The sequence below is a fragment of the Brevibacillus centrosporus genome, from assembly GCF_003710815.1.
Taxonomy (GTDB): Bacteria; Bacillota; Bacilli; order Brevibacillales; family Brevibacillaceae; genus Brevibacillus; species Brevibacillus centrosporus.
In genome coordinates this window covers 37829-54696 of the sequence record NZ_RHHP01000026.1, presented here as the reverse complement: position 1 = coordinate 54696, position 16868 = coordinate 37829, and the positions used below count along the sequence as shown (strand labels likewise).

Genomic DNA, 16868 nt, shown 5'->3' with positions numbered 1-16868 from the left:
TCGAATGGGCGGCTGCACAGGTGGCAGGCGCAATGGTATGCTAGCGATAAAGAGCTTCATACAAGCAATCCACACAAATGACCGAGGTGAATCTTCATGGCGATAAAAGCCTATCTGTACAACAAATGCGACACCTGCCGCAAAGCGAAGAAATGGCTGCAGGATGAAGGTGTAGGGTTCGAGGAAATTCCGATCGTGGATGCGCCGCCGTCGAAAGAAGAGCTGCGCCGTATCTGGAAAGCGAGCGGACTGGATTTGCGGAAATTGTTCAACGTGAGCGGAGTGCAATACCGTGAGCTGGGGCTAAAAGACAAGCTGCCAACCATGTCAGATGAAGAAATGCTCGAGCTGCTGGCGTCCAACGGCAAGCTGATCAAGCGCCCGCTGATTACAAACGATGAGACAGTGACACTTGGCTTTAAGGCAGAAGAACTGGAAAAAGCGTGGGGAGGCAAATAACTATGCGTCAGCCCTCCAAACGCCTTGCTTATCTATCTGCGGCTATTTTCTCGGAAATGGCTGCACGCAAACGGGAAGTGGCCCAAAAGAGAAAGGTCTACGATTTAAGCATCGGAAGTCCCGATCAGCAGCCGGAGTCCCACTTGCTGGAAACGCTGGTGGAAGCGGTTCAGCAGCCAGGCGCGTTTGGCTATGCACTGAGTGAGGGAACGGCTGCGTTTCGCGAGGAGGTGGCTCGCTGGTACCAATTCCGTTTTGAGGTGGAGCTCGATCCGCAAACAGAGGTCCACTCTCTGATGGGCTCCCAGGACGGCTTGGCCCACTTTGCTCTGGCTTGGTCAGACCCAGGAGATCTGGTGCTGGTACCCGATCCAGGCTACCCCATCTATGAGGGCAGCGTTCATTTAGCGGGCGCAGTTCCGTACCCCATGCCCCTTCGAGGGGAAAACGGCTTCCTTCCCGACCTGAATGCCATTCCGGCAGATGTGGCGAAGCAGGCGAAGTTCATGATCCTGAACTATCCGAACAATCCAGTGTCTGCTGTAGCGACCCTCTCCTTCTTTGAAGAGGTAGTAGCTTTTGCGAAGCGTCATGACATCATCGTCGTACACGATCTGGCGTATTCCGAGATGGCGTTTGACGGATACAAGCCGCCGAGCTTTTTGCAGGCTTCGGGTGCCAAAGAGGTAGGAATCGAGTTTAACTCCTTTTCCAAAAGCTTTAATATGGCAGGCTGCCGGATTGCGTACGTCGTAGGAAATGCGGATATCATCAAGCCGCTCGCAGTCGTGAAGTCCAATGTCGATTACGGTGTCTTTTTACCCGTTCAGCAAATGGCGGTAGAAGCATTGCGCGCGGACCGAAAATCGGGTGGTGCGAATGCGGTGGGACCGATCTATCAGGAGCGCCGGGATGTGCTGCTGTCTGCTTTAGCCGAGGCAGGCTGGCAGATTGAGCCGCCGAAAGCGACCATGTTCGTCTGGGCAAAAGTACCCGATGGCTGGACCTCGAGGGAATTTGCTTTTGCCCTTCTGGAAGAGACGGGAGTCGTCGTGATTCCCGGGAGTGCATTCGGTGTGGAAGGTGAAGGGTATGTTCGTATTGCCCTGGTACAGACACCGGACGTATTGAAGCAAGCAGCCGAATCCATTCGCCAGTCAGGAATATTAACGAGCAGGCAGAACCGGAAATCGCCTGTGCACGAATAAATTCCTGATTTTATGGGAAATAACAAATGAGTACACGACCGATATTTTCAAGGGGAGAAACGGGCCTTACACCTTGTGAAAAAACGTCTGTTCAGAATTTTGAGGAATGAAGAGGAATCCTCGAATGTTCGTCAAATATGTATGTGGTATGGATAGTACCTGATAGGAGGATACGTAAACGATGGAATTCCCGAAAGATCTACGTTACAGTGAAGAGCATGAGTGGGTACGTGTAGAAGGAAACAAAGCTTATATTGGCATTTCTGCTTTTGCTCAGGCAGAGCTGGGTGACATCGTATTCGTCGAGCTGCCAGAAGTAGGCGCGACGATTCAACAAGATGAACCATTTGGCAGTGTGGAATCCGTCAAAACGGTTTCCGAGCTGTACGCTCCAGTGAGCGGTAAAGTTGTAGAAGTAAACGGTGAACTGGAAGATGCGCCAGAGCTGGTCAACTCCTCGCCATATGAAAAAGCTTGGATGATCGTCGTAGAGCTGTCTGATGCGGCTGAGCTGGAAAAACTGCTGACCGCCGACAAATACGAAGCAATGGTAAAAGAATAAGCAAACAGGCAAAAAGCCGGGCGATGCATGATCGCTCGGCTTTTTCTATGTGACATTACGACAGCTTGAACACGCGAACGGCATTGTTCATTTCTTCCGCCATCGTTGCTAGCATGGTTGCCGCTGCGGATATTTCCTGCATGGAGGCATTTTGTTCCTCTGCGGCCGCAGCAACATTTTGAGAATTGGCGGCAGAACGTTCGGAAATAGCAGAGATGTGATCGATGGCTGCAATAATCGTTTCCATCTGCTCGCTGATTTGTTTCATTTCCGTGCCGAGGCCATCTGTACGGGCAAACAATTGTTTCGTCGAGCTGGTGATTTGGTCGAAGGCAGATCGGGTTGATTGGACATTTCCCCACTCCCGATTCGATCAAACCTGAATATAAGCTTTAGGCAGAGCAGGGAATAATTTCAAACTAGTCAGAAAACATTGGTCAGTAAGACGCGAATCAGGTACAATAGGGGAACCATTACATTTGCCATCAATCGATTGGTATCTTTTGCGGGTAGAGAGATCTGCCGTGAGTAAGCTACAATTGCTGATACAGACAGAGTGTCGACCAAACGAAGCATAGTTTGGCGAAGAAGGAGGGAGACTATATGAGTTATTGTTGTGGTGCCGGAATGGTAGGATCGGTTGGGTCTGTCCGTCATTATAAAACGTTGGTGCATAACGTCCCCATCATGTTTTGTCCTGTATGTGACAGAATTGAAGTTCATCCCGCTATTGAGGGCGAGTATGAAATTCTAGTAGAATATGCTCAGGGAGATCAGGCTCCTGAGGTGGACTTTGCTGATTTCGTAAGTGTTGACAATACTACTGAGTTGTTTGAGAATTGTACCATGACGGATGAAGCAGCGAGCTTCGCCGATGTACTCAAACAGCAAATCGATATTTCGCTGGATCTTTTGGGCGTCGCCAAAGAATTGAAGGATGAGGAATGGCGTGAAGCCCTGATGATCCGTCTGAGAAGGTTAAGCGAGCGGCTGAAGCAGTACAATAAGAGAAAGCAAATGTCGCAGAAAAGCGCGTGACCGTAAGTTGACTTGGGAGGCAGTGTGAATGTTTCATTTGAAAGGCGTTCATCACATCGCATTGAATTGCAGCGATGTCGTGAAGGTAGCTCATTTTTTTAAAGACATTTTGGAAGTTCCGATCCCAGAAGAGAATATCGTGGAAGGAGCACCTGTCTACTTTCAAATTGGCACATACACACGGATTGGTCTCCATCCATATAGCGGTGGGGAAGGCAAAGGCGGAGTGGGGCAAGTCGACCACATCGCTTTTTCCGTAACGAGCCGCGCCGAATTGGACTATCTGGTTGACAAACTGGAAGCGGAGAATATTTGCTATCGGGGTCCAATCACTCGACCGACGAGCTTTAATCTCTATTTTGAGACACCGGATGGACATCATCTGGAAGTTCGACTGGATAAGGACGAATTTGACGAATAACATGCGTATACAAGAGCTTCCGCCCAAATGGGTGGGGGCTTTTCTAACGATTCGACGGCATGTCGAGAAAAAGAGGCTCTCGCTGACAGGACACGACAGGCGTTCCCATCCCTCGTCAAAGGATTCGACCAAGCCATCCGCGAACCCATTGGAGGGAGAGGAGTGGGCGAGCATGGTCGGAATCAGTGGGGTGCTGATGGAAGTGGCAGAACGTTTGCAAAGGAAGGCTCATGTACGGCTGTTGACAGCAGGATGGGACAAACGGATCGGCATTGTGGCAGTGGATACCCGGCTCCGGTGGCAGATGACTTTTGTCAAAGGAAGCGCTTCTTGCGGGGAGTGGAAAGAGGACGTGCCCGCCGACTTGATCTTGCATGGAAATGAGAAGGAAATCCATATGCTTCTGGCAGGAGATGCTCTGCAATACGCCAGTGTCAGGCAGCGCGTAAGATTTGTAGGAACGCTGCGCGATCAATTAAAGCTGGATGCGATCTTGCGGCTTACCAGCAAATGATCGCAGGCTGTTGTGTTATAATAGAAAAAATATAGAGAATTCGAGGAGGAACCGCGTATGTCCACGACGATTTCTTTGAAGCAGGCGGTGACGGCACGTGTGTCATCTATTGACGAAACATTCCGCCATTTGCACAACAATCCTGAGATTAGCTGGAAAGAAGTGCAGACCACACAGTATCTGGCGGAGCGGATGCACAGACTCGGACTGCGTGTAACGACGTTTGATGATTGTACAGGCCTGGTTGCGGAATGGGGCGAAGGAAGTCCGGTGGTGGGCTTGCGGACTGATATTGACGCGCTCTGGCAGGAAGTGGACGGGGAGTGGAGAGCCAACCATTCCTGTGGACATGACGCGCATATGACGCTGATCGTGGAAGCAGTCGAGTCGTTGATCGCTTCGGGATATAGCCCCCCGGGGACGTTGAAAATTTTGTTCCAGCCTGCGGAGGAAAAAGGGACTGGCGCCCTCAAGCTGGTGGAAAAAGGTGTCGTAGATGATGTGGACTATTTGTACGGCGTGCATCTTCGCCCGATCCAGGAGATGAAGGGCGGCTACGCGGGTCCTGCGATCTACAATGGCGCCGCAACGTTTTTATATGGAGAAATTACAGGTGTATCTGCTCACGGCGCGAGACCGCATTTGGGAATCAATGCGATCGAGGTAGCCAGCGCGATCATAACAGGAGTCAGTCAGGTACATACAGATCCACGAGTGCCGGCGACCGTGAAAATGACAATGCTCCAGGCAGGTGGAGAGAGCTACAACATCATCCCGGACAAAGCGCGATTTGCGCTCGATTTGCGCGCTCAAACCAATCAAGTCATGGACGATTTGCTTACCCGTGTGCGCCAAGTGATTGATGGAGCCGCCGCTACTTTTGGGGCGACGATCGAGGTGCAGCAAGGCTCTCGTATGGTGGCAGCCGAAGTAAACGATGAGGCGAAAAAGCTGATGGAGGAAGCGATCATCGATGTGCTTGGCGAGGATAAGCTGGAAGAAGCGCCTGTCAGTCCGGGGGCAGAAGACTTCCATTTCTACACCGTAGAACGCCCTCAGATCAAGGCGACGATGCTTGCATTCGGCTGCGACTTGAAGCCGGGCCTGCATCATCCGCATATGGAATTTGACCAGTCGGCATTGGTAAAAGGGGTCGAGATCCTCTCGAATGTCGTGATTAGGACTTTTGCTAAAGGGAAGTAAAGAGAGAAAAAAAGAAGCCTCGTACCGATTTAGGTACTGGGCTTTTTCAGCGCCGATTTCGGTATTCTTTCGCCGCTTTCATTTGTGGTATGTTTGCGTTAGGGAATTGGATAAAAACAAGGTGGTGGAAAGGAATGAACAGAGTAACGCAGCAGTTCGCTTTCTCGAAACGAAATCCCGATTTGCCGATCATGGGAGCAGCCTATGCCAAGACTGATCCTGATATTATGCCATTCGCTTATGGATTTCCCGCACCACAGGCTTTTCCGATCGCTGCTTTTCAGGAAGCATCTCAATCCGCCTTATTATTAGAAGGAACAAGAGCCCTGCAATATACCGGAGGACCAGGGCAAAAGCAGGTACAAGCCTGGATCGCCCAGCGCTCCCCGCTGCGCGGCATCAAGCCAGAAGAGGATCAGCTCATCGTGACAACCGGCTCCATGCAGGCGATCGATATGGTGACTCGCGTACTGACGGACGAAGGAGATGAGGTGTGGGTAGAGTCGCCTTCCTTCTTCGGGACGATTCGCTCCTTTATCACGAATGGATTGAATATTCGGTCGTTTCCGATTGATGAGGATGGTCTGTGTGTGGATGAGCTGGAGTCAGCCTTGCAAAAAGCAGAACAGACAGGCGGTAAAATGCCCAAGCTGCTCTACATCATGCCCAATTATCAAAATCCCTCAGGAGCTACCTTGTCTTTTGCTCGGCGTGAAAAGCTGGCGAAACTGGTGCTGCGCTATAACTTCTACATACTGGAGGATGACGCCTATGTCGATCTGAGCTTTTCGGGCGAATACCTTCCTTCCGTCTACAGCTTCGCGCCAAAGAGGGTTGTCTACATTAGCACGTTCTCGAAAATCATTGCTCCTGGCGTGCGCATGGGCTGGGCAATCGCCGACAGCCAAGTGATCGAAAGGATGAAGCTGTTTAAGTCGGATGGGTATACGAGCGTATTTGTCCAGGAGGTAGTGGGGCAAATGCTGCAGAAGATGGATTACACCGCTCACATGAATCGGATCAACGAGATGTACCGAAGCCGCAGAGATGTCATGGTAACCGAGCTGCGTCGCGTTTTTGGGGATCAGATTGACTTTCAAGTTCCAGATGGCGGCTTTTTCTTGTGGGTGCGTTTTCCGGAAGGGGTCAATACGACGGAGATGCTGACGCACGCATTGGAATGTGGAGTCAGCTTCTTGGATGGACAAAACTTTTACCTCGAAGGAGTGGACGGTACCCGATTTGCTCGGCTGTGCTATACGTACTGTGATGAGGAGTCCATTAAAAAGGGTGTGGCAGCCTTGCATGAGGCATGGAGAAGAAGTCACTCTCTCCGATAATCAGGGGAAGAGAAGTCTGAAACAGGGTAAAGCAAAAAAATGGGCAAGTAAATGAAGCTTATGTGAACAAGAACCCGATGCCTTGCTGGTATCGGGTTTTTTGTGTACCATTAATTCACTGCCGAGCTAGTGTGGAAAACTGGGGGGACAAGGGAAAACTAGCGGGAGAAGTGGTATTCACACATTCTCCATAAGAGATTATAAAATTATGTAGCTTATTTGATTAAATGTGATATACTAATTACAAATTGAGCAACAATAATTAAACTTATTTCGAGTCACTCTCGAGGTGAGCGACCGTATTAACGGATAGAATGACCGAAGTCGAAGGTTAGTCATCATAATGGATATACATTTGGGAAGGAGATCGTTCACACATGGAAACCAACACCGTTCATAAGCTTACTGACATTTTGGGAGCTGCAAAGGTCTATAATAACCTGCCAGTTGCGAAGCTCGTAGAAATGGCGGTTAAGCGTGGCGAAGGGATTTTGACCGACAAGGGGGCGCTTAATGCGCTAACAGGCAAGTTTACAGGCCGTTCGCCGAAGGACAAATTTGTGGTGGACGAAGCTTCCGTACACGATAAAATCAACTGGGGTCCGGTTAACCAACCAATTTCCTCTGAGAAATTTCTCCGTCTGCAGCAAGATGTGCTCGAGTACCTGCAAGGAAAAGAGCTGTTTGTGTTTGACGGTTTTGCCGGTGCGGATACGACTTACCGCTTGCCGATCCGCGTAGTGAACGAATACGCGTGGCACAATCTGTTTGCTCGTCAGCTGTTCATCCGTCCGTCCGATGAAGAACTGGCGAACCATGAAGCAGAGTTCACCGTAGTGTATGCGCCAAACTTCAAAGCGAACCCGGCTGTTCACGGAACAAACTCCGAAACGTTCATCGTGCTGAGCTTTGAACACAAAACCGTTTTGATTGGTGGTACCGAGTACGCTGGGGAAATGAAGAAGTCGATTTTCAGCGTAATGAACTACATGCTGCCTGAGCGCAATGTACTGTCCATGCACTGCTCTGCAAACGTAGGCAAAGATGGCGACGTTGCCCTGTTCTTCGGTCTGTCCGGTACTGGGAAAACGACTCTGTCCGCTGACCCGAACCGCTTCCTGATCGGTGACGACGAGCACGGCTGGTCTGATAACGGCGTTTTCAACATCGAAGGCGGTTGCTACGCAAAATGCATCAACCTCTCTGCAGAGGGTGAGCCGCAAATCTGGAACGCGATTCAATTCGGTACCGTTCTGGAAAACGTAGATATCGACAGCGAGACACACAAAGCGAATTACGACAGTGCAAAATATACGGAAAACACCCGTGCAGCTTACCCTGTTGAAATGATTAACGGAGCGGTGATCCCTGGTGTGGGAGCACAGCCAAACGTAATCGTGTTCCTGACAGCGGACTCTTTCGGGGTATTGCCTCCGATCTCCAAGCTGACGAAAGAGCAAGCGATGTACCACTTCCTGTCTGGCTACACCAGTAAAATGGCAGGTACAGAGCGCGGTGTAACAGCTCCACAAACCGAGTTCTCGACTTGCTTCGGATCTCCATTCCTGCCGCTGCACCCAGTGGTATATGCGGAAATGCTCGGCAAGAAAATCGACGAGCGCGACGTACAAGTATACCTGGTGAACACAGGCTGGACGGGTGGACCAGTGGGCGTAGGAAGCCGTATGAAGCTGTCCTATACTCGCGCTATGGTTACAGCAGCACTGAACGGCGATCTGGAAAAAGTGGAGTACGTGGCAGACGCTACCTTTGGTGTTCAAGTACCAACCACTTGCCCGAACGTACCAGCAGAAGTACTGCAGCCACGCAATACGTGGGCGAGTAAAGAAGACTACGATAAACAGGCAGCTGATCTGGCTTCCCGTTTCATTGAGAACTTCCAAAAGAAATTCCCGAACGCAACGGATATCGCACAAGCAGGTCCTAAAGCGTAATCAAATAACGCAACAAGCAAAAACGGTTAGACGCGAGGTCTAGCCGTTTTTGTGTTGGGGAGTATGGAGCTATTGGTCTTTCATCTCCAAAATGACAGGGCAGTGATCGCTGCCCAGGATCGCGGTGTCAATTCTGGCGTCGATGAGAGAGGGCGCCAGTCTTTTCGAGGCGAGGAAATAGTCGATGCGCCAACCGATATTTCGCTCCCGGACATTCCCCATATAGGACCACCAGGAATAGGCGTCTGCCTGCTCCGGGTAGAAGTAGCGGAAGGTGTCGAGAAAACCGGATTCGAGCAGCTGCGTCATCTTGCCGCGCTCCTCAGGAGTGAAGCCAGAGTTGTTGCGATTGGATTTCGCATTCTTCAGGTCGATTTCCTGGTGCGCGACATTGAGATCGCCGCAGACGATCACGGGCTTTTGGGTGTCGAGCTGCATCAGATAGTGACGGAAACGATCTTCCCACTCCAATCGGTAATCCAGGCGGGAAAGGTCGCGCTTGGCATTGGGTGTGTATACATTGACGAGGAAGAACGAATCAAACTTCAGTGTAATGACACGTCCCTCAGGCTCGTGATTTTCTTCCAGACCATAACGGACGGACAGTGGCTTGACCTTTGTAAAGACAGCCGTACCGGAGTAGCCTTTTTTGATAGCGTAATTCCAGTACTGCTCGTACTCTTCGCCGCATTCAGCTGTAAATTGTCCTTCTTGCAGCTTTGTTTCCTGGATACAGAAAATATCCGCATTTATTTGGGAGAAATACGCTTGGAAGCCTTTGTTTACGCAAGCGCGTAATCCGTTTACATTCCATGATACCAGTCTCATAGTCGCTTTGTTCTCCTTACTACGGTTTGGGCAGATGCCGTTTCTACTATCCTAACACAGGGAGGAGCGGTTATGAGAAAGGAAAAAACCCTCTGCAAAATAGAGGGTTCATGGCAATTGGCGGTCACGTATGGGGAGGAATCGAGGCCAGTTCCTTCATGCGATTGGCAACAGCTTCTGTCAATTCTTGTGTCAGCTCGGGGATCGAGGTCTTCAGGAAGGCGTTCACCATCGGAGCCTTCACACCTTTTGCGGTAATGTCGAGAAAACCCGTCATTTTCGTTCGATTCAAACTCAGCGCCTGTGCCTGGAAGTAGCCATCACCGGCAAAGTTTTCGTTCAAGCCGGTGAGGGTAAACCTGACTAGAGTGGGCTGGATCCAATCTGTAATATCGACCTGCAGCTGAATTTTTTTCTTCATGATGCCGATATCTCCCGAAAAGGTCCAGGTGGATTGACGGGCATGGATGATCTCATGGCTGATGTAGCCGGGCACGAGCGGAATCCAGTTGTCCATGACACTAACAAACTCCCAGATCGTGGAGATAGAAAGGTCCAGCTCGATCTCATGCAATCCTTGAGGCAAGGTTCCTCACTCCTTTCTCGCGTGGTGGTTCATCCTGTTATATGTATTGTGGCAAGCCGCGAGATATATCGGGAATTTTTAAAAAGCCACTTGATACGGCTCCGTCATGGGAATATAAGCAGAGGGACCCGTCATTTTCCAAACGATGAAACAGGATGATCAGGCTGTTCGGGTATCACACACGAGCGGTGAGGGAAAGATGTTCCAGTAGCAGGTGGAGGGGCGGAGCATTGTCGCCAATTTCCGACTTTTTAAATATAATGATTTAAAAATTACAGATATGTTTCATTCCTTGATTTATAATTATTCTTATTATAAGATGAGTATTGAGAATGGATTGAGAATCAACCAACTCACTTCTGACGTTTATGGAGGGAATTCAGATGACAGCTGTACCGCATTTGCAAATAAAAAACCTTCGCGCCAAGATCGAGGATAAAGAAATCCTCAAAGGCATGAATTTGGAAATTAAGGGCGGCGAAGTCCATGCAATCATGGGCCCGAACGGAACTGGTAAATCTACTTTGGCATCTACGCTGATGGGTCACCCTAAATACGAGGTAACCGAAGGCGAAGTCATTATCAACGGCGAAGACTTGCTGGAAATGGCAGTTGACGAGCGTGCACGTGCTGGACTGTTTTTGGCGATGCAATATCCATCCGAAATCAGCGGTGTGACCAACTCCGACTTCCTGCGCTCTGCAATCAACGCACGTCGCGGTGAAGGCAACGAAATCTCCCTGATGAAGTTCATCCGTGAGATGGACAAGAAAATGAGCACGCTGGAAATGGACGATTCCTTCTCTCATCGTTACCTGAACGAAGGCTTCTCCGGCGGGGAGAAAAAACGCAACGAAATTCTGCAAATGATGCTCCTCGAACCTACTTTCTGTATCCTTGATGAGATCGACTCTGGTCTCGACATCGATGCATTGAAGATTGTAGCGAACGGCGTAAACGAAATGCGCTCCGCTGATCGCGGATTCTTGATCATCACGCACTATCAGCGTTTGCTGAACTATGTGAAGCCTGACTTCGTACACGTCATGATGCAGGGTCGTATCGTGAAGTCCGGTGGTCCTGAGCTGGCTGAACGCCTGGAGGCAGAAGGCTACGACTGGATCAAGGAAGAGCTCGGCATCGAGGATGAAACCGTAAACGCCAACGTGTAGGAAGAAGGAGGCAGCAGTGAAATGAGTGTGGATGTACAGCTCCGCTTCGACTCCGAAGCGATCACCGAGTACTCCAAAGCCAATCAGGAGCCTGCCTGGTTCCTGGAAAAGCGCCTTGCCGGCTTAAAAGCGGCAGGAGAGCTGCAACTGCCCGCTTTGGAGAAAACGAAAATTGATAAATGGAATACCACTGAGTTTGACCCGTTTCAAACGGCTGCCAAAGCGGCAGCAGCAAGCGAGCTTAGTGAATTGGTTAAAGCCCAAATCGATGTAGACAGCGTAAAAAACCTGCTGGTGCAAAAAAATGCATCCTCTGTTTTTGAAGCAGTCTCTGAGGAATTGAAGAGCAAAGGAGTCATCTTTACCTCTTTTGCCAAAGCTTTGGTCGAGCACAGCGATTTGGTACAAAAATACGTAGGAACAGTCGTTTCTTTCGACGAGCACAAGCTGACAGCTCTGCACACAGCAGTAGTGAACGGCGGCGTGTTTATCTACGTTCCTAAAAATGTGGAAGTAGAAGTGCCGCTGCAAGCAGTGTTTGAGGTGGCTGGCGACCATGCGCTTTTGTCCCCGCACGTATTGATCGTAGCGGAAGCGAACAGCAAAGTGATCTACGTGGATACATTCGTATCTGGCGAAGGCACGAGCATGGTAGCGAACAGCATCGTAGAAGTATACGTAGGCGCAGGTGCATCCGTGCAGGTAGCTTCTGTACGTTCCCTGTCCACAGACGTGCACGACTACAGCTTCCGTCGTGCGACTGTTGATCGCGACGGTAAAATGGAATGGATCCTGGGCGAGATGAACGACGGCAACACCGTTGCGAACAACACCACCATCCTCAAAGGTACCGGCTCTACAGCCGAAACCAAATCCATCTCTGTTGGAACAGGCTCCCAACGACAAAACCTGACTTCCCAAGTACAGCACATCGGTACGCATTCCGAGTCTGATATGGTCAGCAAGGCTGTTATGACAGGTGAAGCAGTCAGCATTTTGAACGGTATCACTAAAATCGAAAAAGGCGCTGAAAAAGCAAACGGTGTACAGGCAGAGAACATCCTGATGCTGAGCGAAAAATCTCGTGGAGACGCCAACCCGATTCTTTTGATCGATGAGGATGACGTAAAAGCGGGTCACGCAGCTTCAGTAGGACGCTTCAGCGAAGAGTCTCTCTACTACCTGATGTCTCGCGGGATTACCCGTCAAAATGCAGAACGTCTGATCATTCTCGGCTTCCTCGATCCGGTTGTGGCTGAAATTCCGGTTGAAGAAGTGAGAAACAGACTTCGCCAAGCGCTCGAAAGGAAGTTAGGCTAATGAACGCCAAGGAGCTTCGGAAATATTTTCCTATCCTTCATCAAGAGATAAACGGGCATCCGCTCGTGTATCTCGACAATGGAGCGACTTCCCAAAAGCCGATTCCGGTAATGGAAGCGATGGATAAATACTACAAGGCGTACAACTCCAACGTTCACCGCGGCGTACACACTCTGGGCAACATGGCGACAGACGCGTATGAAGGAGCGCGCGAGAAGGTTCGCGCGTTCATCAATGCTCGGGAAGCAGCCGAGGTGGTATTTACCCGCGGAACGACGTCGGCGATTAATACCGTAGCGTACGGCTATGCTCGCGCGGTTCTGAAGCCAGGCGATGAGATTGTGACCACGATCGTGGAGCACCATGCCAATTTCATTCCATGGCAACAAGCAGCCAAGGCGACCGGAGCTACCTTTAAGTTCATTCCGCTGCAGGAAGACGGAACCGTGACCCTGGATGCAGTGAGAGAAACGGTTACGGACAACACCAAACTCGTCGCGATTCACCATATTTCCAACGTACTCGGGGATACTACACCGATCAAGGAAATTGCGAAAATCGCGCATGAGCACGGCGCACTTTTGCTGGTGGATGGGGCGCAGGGAGCTCCTCACAAAAAAATCAACGTCCAAGACCTGGATTGCGATTTTTATGCGTTTTCCGCTCACAAAATGGCAGGTCCGACTGGTATCGGCGTGCTGTACGGCAAACGTGAAGTGCTGGAGCGAGTCGAGCCGATGGAATTTGGCGGCGAGATGATCGACTTCGTGGAGCTGTATGATTCCACGTGGAAGGAGCTGCCTTGGAAGTTTGAAGGCGGTACTCCCATCATCGCGGGCGCTATCGGACTTGGTGCAGCGATCGACTTTTTGAACGAAATCGGTATGGACAACATCGAACGCCATGAAAAGCAACTCGTGAAATATGCGATGGAGCAAATGCGTGAGATCGAAGGCTTAACGATTTACGGCCCGCAGCAGGACCGCAGCAGTTTAATAACATTCAATCTGGATACGGTACATCCGCATGACCTGGCGACGGTTCTCGACAGCTATGGAATCGCAGTCCGTGCCGGTCATCACTGCGCGCAGCCACTGATGCGCTGGTTGAATTGCACGGCTACCGCACGGGCAAGCTTCTACGTGTACAATACAGAGGAAGAAGTAGATGTACTGGTAGAAGGATTGAAGAAGACGAAGGAGTATTTCGGCAATGTCTTCTCTTGATGATTTATACCGCCGCGTGATTATGGATCACTACCAGAAGCCCCGCAATCGCGGGAAGCTGGAGGAATCCGACGGACTCATTGTCAATTTGAATAACCCGACCTGTGGCGACAGCATCTCGCTCTCCTTGAAAGTTGCGGAGGGCAAGGTGGTGGACGCGAAATTCATGGGCGAGGGCTGCTCGATCAGCATGTCCTCCGCATCGATGATGACGGATGCCGTAAAAGGAAAGCCTGTAGAAGAAGCGCTTGAGCTGGCTCACAAGTTTTCCGATTTGATGCAGGGCAAGGAGATCGACGATTCGATCGATCTTGGGGACATCGAGGCACTGTCTGGTGTCGCGAAGTTCCCTGCCCGCATCAAATGTGCGACTCTCGCTTGGAAGGCGCTGGAGCAAGGCATCAAACAGGCCGAGCAGGAATAGCTTTTCAGCATATGAAAATAAAGGAGTGAGCAACGATGGCTAAAAAAGCCCCTGAAATACAGGATTACCAGTACGGTTTTCACGATAAGGACGTTTCTGTATTCCGTACGAAAAAGGGTCTGACACGCGAAATCGTCGAAGAAATTTCGCGTATCAAGGACGAGCCAGCATGGATGCTGGAGTTCCGTTTGAAGGCTCTGGATATTTTCAACAGCCTCCCAATGCCAAAATGGGGCGGCGATCTGGATTCCCTCGACTTTGACAGCATCACCTACTATGTGAAGCCGTCCGAAAAACAAGGTCGCAGCTGGGATGAAGTACCAGAAGAAATCAAAGCGACTTTTGACAAGCTGGGAATCCCTGAGGCGGAGCAAAAGTTCCTCGCGGGTGTATCCGCTCAGTACGAGTCTGAGGTTGTTTACCACAACATGCAGGAAGACCTCGAAAAACTGGGCGTTCTTTTCTGTGATATGGACTCTGCCGTGAAGCTGTATCCAGACATCGTGAAGGAATACTTCGCGACCGTTATCCCAACAGCAGACAACAAGTTTGCTGCTCTGAACTCGGCTGTATGGTCCGGTGGCTCCTTCATTTACGTGCCAAAAGGCGTAAAAGTAGAGACTCCGCTGCAGGCTTACTTCCGCATCAACTCCGAGAACATGGGTCAGTTCGAGCGTACCCTGATCATCGCGGATGAAGATTCCTTCGTTCACTATGTAGAAGGCTGTACAGCTCCGATCTACAGCACGGACTCCTTGCACTCCGCGGTTGTAGAAATCATCGTAAAAGAGCGCGCACGCTGCCGCTACACCACGATCCAAAACTGGTCCAACAACGTATACAACCTCGTTACCAAACGTGCGGTTGCTTACGCAGATGCGAACATGGAATGGATCGACGGCAACATCGGTTCCAAGCTGACGATGAAATATCCAGCGGTTATCATGAAAGGACCTCGCGCAAAAGGTACTGTTCTTTCCATCGCGGTAGCAGGAAAAGGACAACACCAGGACGCAGGTGCGAAAATGATTCACCTGGCTCCGGATTGCACATCGACCATCATTTCCAAATCCATCTCCCGTGATGGCGGTAAAGTAACCTATCGCGGCCTGTCGCAGTTTGGACGCAAGTCGGAAGGCTCCAAGTCCAACATCAAATGCGACACGCTGATTCTCGATAAGCTGTCCACGTCCGACACGATCCCGTACAACGAGATCATGAACGACAACATCACGCTCGAGCACGAAGCGACTGTTTCCAAAGTATCCGAGGATCAGCTGTTCTACCTGATGAGCCGCGGCCTTTCCGAAGCAGAAGCAACCGAGATGATCGTTATGGGCTTCATCGAGCCGTTCACCAAAGAACTACCGATGGAGTATGCGGTTGAGATGAACCGTTTGATTAAATTTGAAATGGAGGGAAGTATCGGGTAAGATAAAGTGAAGCGTATCAATGACTGAACGGTTTTCGAACGCGGCTTGATACCGATTTGATACCGTTTAGTCAAATACGCTCATGACTTCTTGCTTTCTTTCAACATAGAGGTGTCCATATGTGTTAGCGGTTTGTTTGATATCGTCATGCCGCATAAGTTCTTTAACCAGATAAATGTCCACGCTTTTGTTTATTAGATATGATGCGTAGCTGTGTCGTAGATCGTGGATTCGCAGATCTGGGAACACCCGTTTAAATCGTTTATGATAGTGTGAGTAGTGGTATGGGGCCACTCCTCCAAAAACATAAAGCTCATTATTGAATCCGTATATCTTTTGTGCGGATTCTTTTTTTATTTCTGCCAGCATTTTAGAAACAAAATGGGGGAATGGTACATATCCAACGCTCCCCGCTGTCTTTGGTGTTGTGATACTGCGTGTTGTGATATCCATCGTCTTGTCCACATAAAGTTGGTTCTTCTCTAAATCAATGTCCTTCCATGTTAACGCCATTGCCTCACCTATCCGCAAGCCGGTGTAAAAGAGCAAACGAGTAAGTTCTCGGTAATAGTGGATGTCAAAGTTGTTTATTTTTCGCTCGAATTCATCCCTTTTAATAAAGTTGATCTTTGGCTTTACTCGCTGTATCGCACCAACCACCAGGGTCGGGTCCACCTTCAAGCCAAAAAACTTGACGGAGTGATTAATCAGTATTTTAAAGTTGCTGTAAACCGTTCGAGCGCTGTTCAGTGATACAAATTCGCTTTCCAATTTAGCTTTAAAGTTAACGACATGCTGTACATTAATGTCCCTGATTTTCATATGGCCGAAGAGAGGCTGGATGTGTAATTTGTATTCATTTGTGCGTCTCCTGATTGTTTTTTCTTTAAATCTCTTGTGCTTGATGTTATGTTCGAATACCTCATCGACCGTTACCTCATCTGAAAAAGCGGTCTGTATGCTGGCAAGAAATTCAGCTTCTGCAAGGATAGCATCTCCACGCTTTTTAAATCCTCGTTTCATCTTCTGCTGATTCCGCCCGTACATATCCTTGTACCTGACTTTGTAATACCACGTTTTGCGTTCTTCATCTTTGTATACTGGCATGACCTTTTCCTTTCATGGGAATATATGTTCCATAAAAAATATATAGAAAACAGCCTTGCGGCTGGGAAGCGC

At 49.7% G+C, this 16868-nt stretch carries 18 protein-coding genes; 14 read left to right on the top strand and 4 right to left on the bottom strand.

Annotated elements, in window-relative coordinates; all coding sequences use genetic code 11:
* Nucleotides 1-96: 96 nt before the first annotated feature.
* The 3 genes from EDM55_RS20240 (at nt 97) to gcvH (ending at nt 2229) form a co-directional block, all read left to right on the top strand.
* Complete coding sequence (locus EDM55_RS20240; protein WP_122961227.1) at nt 97-459, top strand: arsenate reductase family protein; 363 nt, start codon at nt 97-99, stop codon at nt 457-459.
* 2 nt (nt 460-461) lie between these two features.
* On the top strand, nt 462-1667 hold the full coding sequence (locus tag EDM55_RS20235; protein WP_122961226.1) for an aminotransferase class I/II-fold pyridoxal phosphate-dependent enzyme: 1206 nt from the start codon (nt 462-464) through the stop codon (nt 1665-1667).
* A gap of 181 nt (nt 1668-1848) precedes the next feature.
* Entirely contained in the window at nt 1849-2229 is a 381-nt protein-coding gene (gene gcvH, locus EDM55_RS20230; protein WP_122923599.1) for a glycine cleavage system protein GcvH, read from the top strand.
* Between the two features lie 55 nt (nt 2230-2284).
* Here the strand turns inward: gcvH and EDM55_RS20225 are convergent, their stop codons facing one another.
* Complete coding sequence (locus tag EDM55_RS20225; protein WP_122923598.1) at nt 2285-2497, bottom strand: hypothetical protein; 213 nt, start codon at nt 2495-2497, stop codon at nt 2285-2287.
* A 335-nt stretch (nt 2498-2832) separates the two neighbouring features.
* Here EDM55_RS20225 and EDM55_RS20220 point away from each other — a divergent pair, with 335 nt between their 5' ends.
* From EDM55_RS20220 to pckA, 6 genes are all read left to right on the top strand, one after another.
* Entirely contained in the window at nt 2833-3267 is a 435-nt protein-coding gene (locus tag EDM55_RS20220) for a hypothetical protein (protein WP_092273310.1), read from the top strand.
* A gap of 28 nt (nt 3268-3295) precedes the next feature.
* Nucleotides 3296-3688, top strand: coding sequence for a VOC family protein (locus EDM55_RS20215; protein WP_092273313.1), 393 nt, complete (start codon nt 3296-3298; stop codon nt 3686-3688).
* 172 nt (nt 3689-3860) lie between these two features.
* On the top strand, nt 3861-4202 hold the full coding sequence (locus EDM55_RS20210; protein ID WP_092273317.1) for an SCP-2 sterol transfer family protein: 342 nt from the start codon (nt 3861-3863) through the stop codon (nt 4200-4202).
* A gap of 57 nt (nt 4203-4259) precedes the next feature.
* Nucleotides 4260-5405, top strand: a complete 1146-nt coding sequence (locus EDM55_RS20205; protein ID WP_122961225.1) for a M20 peptidase aminoacylase family protein — start codon at nt 4260-4262, stop codon at nt 5403-5405.
* A 134-nt stretch (nt 5406-5539) separates the two neighbouring features.
* Entirely contained in the window at nt 5540-6745 is a 1206-nt protein-coding gene (locus tag EDM55_RS20200; RefSeq protein ID WP_122961224.1) for an aminotransferase-like domain-containing protein, read from the top strand.
* Nucleotides 6746-7122: 377 nt separating this feature from the next.
* Nucleotides 7123-8700: a phosphoenolpyruvate carboxykinase (ATP) gene (gene pckA, locus EDM55_RS20195; RefSeq protein ID WP_122961223.1), complete on the top strand. Its 1578-nt coding sequence runs from the start codon at nt 7123-7125 to the stop codon at nt 8698-8700.
* Nucleotides 8701-8769: 69 nt separating this feature from the next.
* On the opposite strand, the gene EDM55_RS20190 is transcribed toward pckA, so the two are convergent.
* Nucleotides 8770-9528 carry an exodeoxyribonuclease III gene (locus EDM55_RS20190; protein WP_122961222.1) on the bottom strand — a complete coding sequence of 253 codons (759 nt, stop codon included), beginning with the start codon at nt 9526-9528 and terminating at the stop codon, nt 8770-8772.
* Between the two features lie 124 nt (nt 9529-9652).
* Nucleotides 9653-10114 (bottom strand): SRPBCC family protein, encoded by a 462-nt coding sequence (locus tag EDM55_RS20185; RefSeq protein WP_122961221.1) that lies wholly within the window; start codon nt 10112-10114, stop codon nt 9653-9655.
* Nucleotides 10115-10497: 383 nt separating this feature from the next.
* Between EDM55_RS20185 and sufC the strand changes: the two genes are divergently transcribed.
* The 5 genes from sufC to sufB are packed head-to-tail and all read left to right on the top strand — an operon-like array spanning nt 10498 to nt 15689.
* Entirely contained in the window at nt 10498-11286 is a 789-nt protein-coding gene (gene sufC / locus EDM55_RS20180; protein ID WP_092273336.1) for a Fe-S cluster assembly ATPase SufC, read from the top strand.
* Nucleotides 11287-11307: 21 nt separating this feature from the next.
* A complete protein-coding gene (gene sufD, locus EDM55_RS20175) occupies nt 11308-12606 on the top strand; it encodes a Fe-S cluster assembly protein SufD (RefSeq protein ID WP_092273339.1) in 1299 nt (432 codons plus the stop codon).
* On the top strand, nt 12606-13832 hold the full coding sequence (locus tag EDM55_RS20170) for a cysteine desulfurase (RefSeq protein WP_122961220.1): 1227 nt from the start codon (nt 12606-12608) through the stop codon (nt 13830-13832). Before sufD ends, EDM55_RS20170 begins: the two co-directional genes overlap by 1 nt.
* On the top strand, nt 13819-14256 hold the full coding sequence (gene sufU / locus EDM55_RS20165; RefSeq protein ID WP_092273345.1) for a Fe-S cluster assembly sulfur transfer protein SufU: 438 nt from the start codon (nt 13819-13821) through the stop codon (nt 14254-14256). The genes EDM55_RS20170 and sufU overlap by 14 nt, the downstream gene beginning before the upstream one ends.
* A 35-nt stretch (nt 14257-14291) precedes the next feature.
* Nucleotides 14292-15689 carry a Fe-S cluster assembly protein SufB gene (sufB, locus tag EDM55_RS20160; protein ID WP_092273348.1) on the top strand — a complete coding sequence of 466 codons (1398 nt, stop codon included), beginning with the start codon at nt 14292-14294 and terminating at the stop codon, nt 15687-15689.
* Between the two features lie 66 nt (nt 15690-15755).
* Here the strand turns inward: sufB and EDM55_RS20155 are convergent, their stop codons facing one another.
* Nucleotides 15756-16796: a site-specific integrase gene (locus EDM55_RS20155; RefSeq protein WP_122961219.1), complete on the bottom strand. Its 1041-nt coding sequence runs from the start codon at nt 16794-16796 to the stop codon at nt 15756-15758.
* Between the last annotated feature and the right edge of the window lie 72 nt (nt 16797-16868).

Coding starts and splice junctions, on each gene's coding strand:
- EDM55_RS20240 (WP_122961227.1), top strand. CDS start 97: ATGGCGATAAAAGCCTATCTGTACAACAAATGCGACACCTGCCGCAAA.
- EDM55_RS20235 (WP_122961226.1), top strand. CDS start 462: ATGCGTCAGCCCTCCAAACGCCTTGCTTATCTATCTGCGGCTATTTTC.
- gcvH (WP_122923599.1), top strand. CDS start 1,849: ATGGAATTCCCGAAAGATCTACGTTACAGTGAAGAGCATGAGTGGGTA.
- EDM55_RS20225 (WP_122923598.1), bottom strand. CDS start 2,497: ATGAAACAAATCAGCGAGCAGATGGAAACGATTATTGCAGCCATCGAT.
- EDM55_RS20220 (WP_092273310.1), top strand. CDS start 2,833: ATGAGTTATTGTTGTGGTGCCGGAATGGTAGGATCGGTTGGGTCTGTC.
- EDM55_RS20215 (WP_092273313.1), top strand. CDS start 3,296: ATGTTTCATTTGAAAGGCGTTCATCACATCGCATTGAATTGCAGCGAT.
- EDM55_RS20210 (WP_092273317.1), top strand. CDS start 3,861: ATGGTCGGAATCAGTGGGGTGCTGATGGAAGTGGCAGAACGTTTGCAA.
- EDM55_RS20205 (WP_122961225.1), top strand. CDS start 4,260: ATGTCCACGACGATTTCTTTGAAGCAGGCGGTGACGGCACGTGTGTCA.
- EDM55_RS20200 (WP_122961224.1), top strand. CDS start 5,540: ATGAACAGAGTAACGCAGCAGTTCGCTTTCTCGAAACGAAATCCCGAT.
- pckA (WP_122961223.1), top strand. CDS start 7,123: ATGGAAACCAACACCGTTCATAAGCTTACTGACATTTTGGGAGCTGCA.
- EDM55_RS20190 (WP_122961222.1), bottom strand. CDS start 9,528: ATGAGACTGGTATCATGGAATGTAAACGGATTACGCGCTTGCGTAAAC.
- sufC (WP_092273336.1), top strand. CDS start 10,498: ATGACAGCTGTACCGCATTTGCAAATAAAAAACCTTCGCGCCAAGATC.
- sufD (WP_092273339.1), top strand. CDS start 11,308: ATGAGTGTGGATGTACAGCTCCGCTTCGACTCCGAAGCGATCACCGAG.
- EDM55_RS20170 (WP_122961220.1), top strand. CDS start 12,606: ATGAACGCCAAGGAGCTTCGGAAATATTTTCCTATCCTTCATCAAGAG.
- sufU (WP_092273345.1), top strand. CDS start 13,819: ATGTCTTCTCTTGATGATTTATACCGCCGCGTGATTATGGATCACTAC.
- sufB (WP_092273348.1), top strand. CDS start 14,292: ATGGCTAAAAAAGCCCCTGAAATACAGGATTACCAGTACGGTTTTCAC.
- EDM55_RS20155 (WP_122961219.1), bottom strand. CDS start 16,796: ATGCCAGTATACAAAGATGAAGAACGCAAAACGTGGTATTACAAAGTC.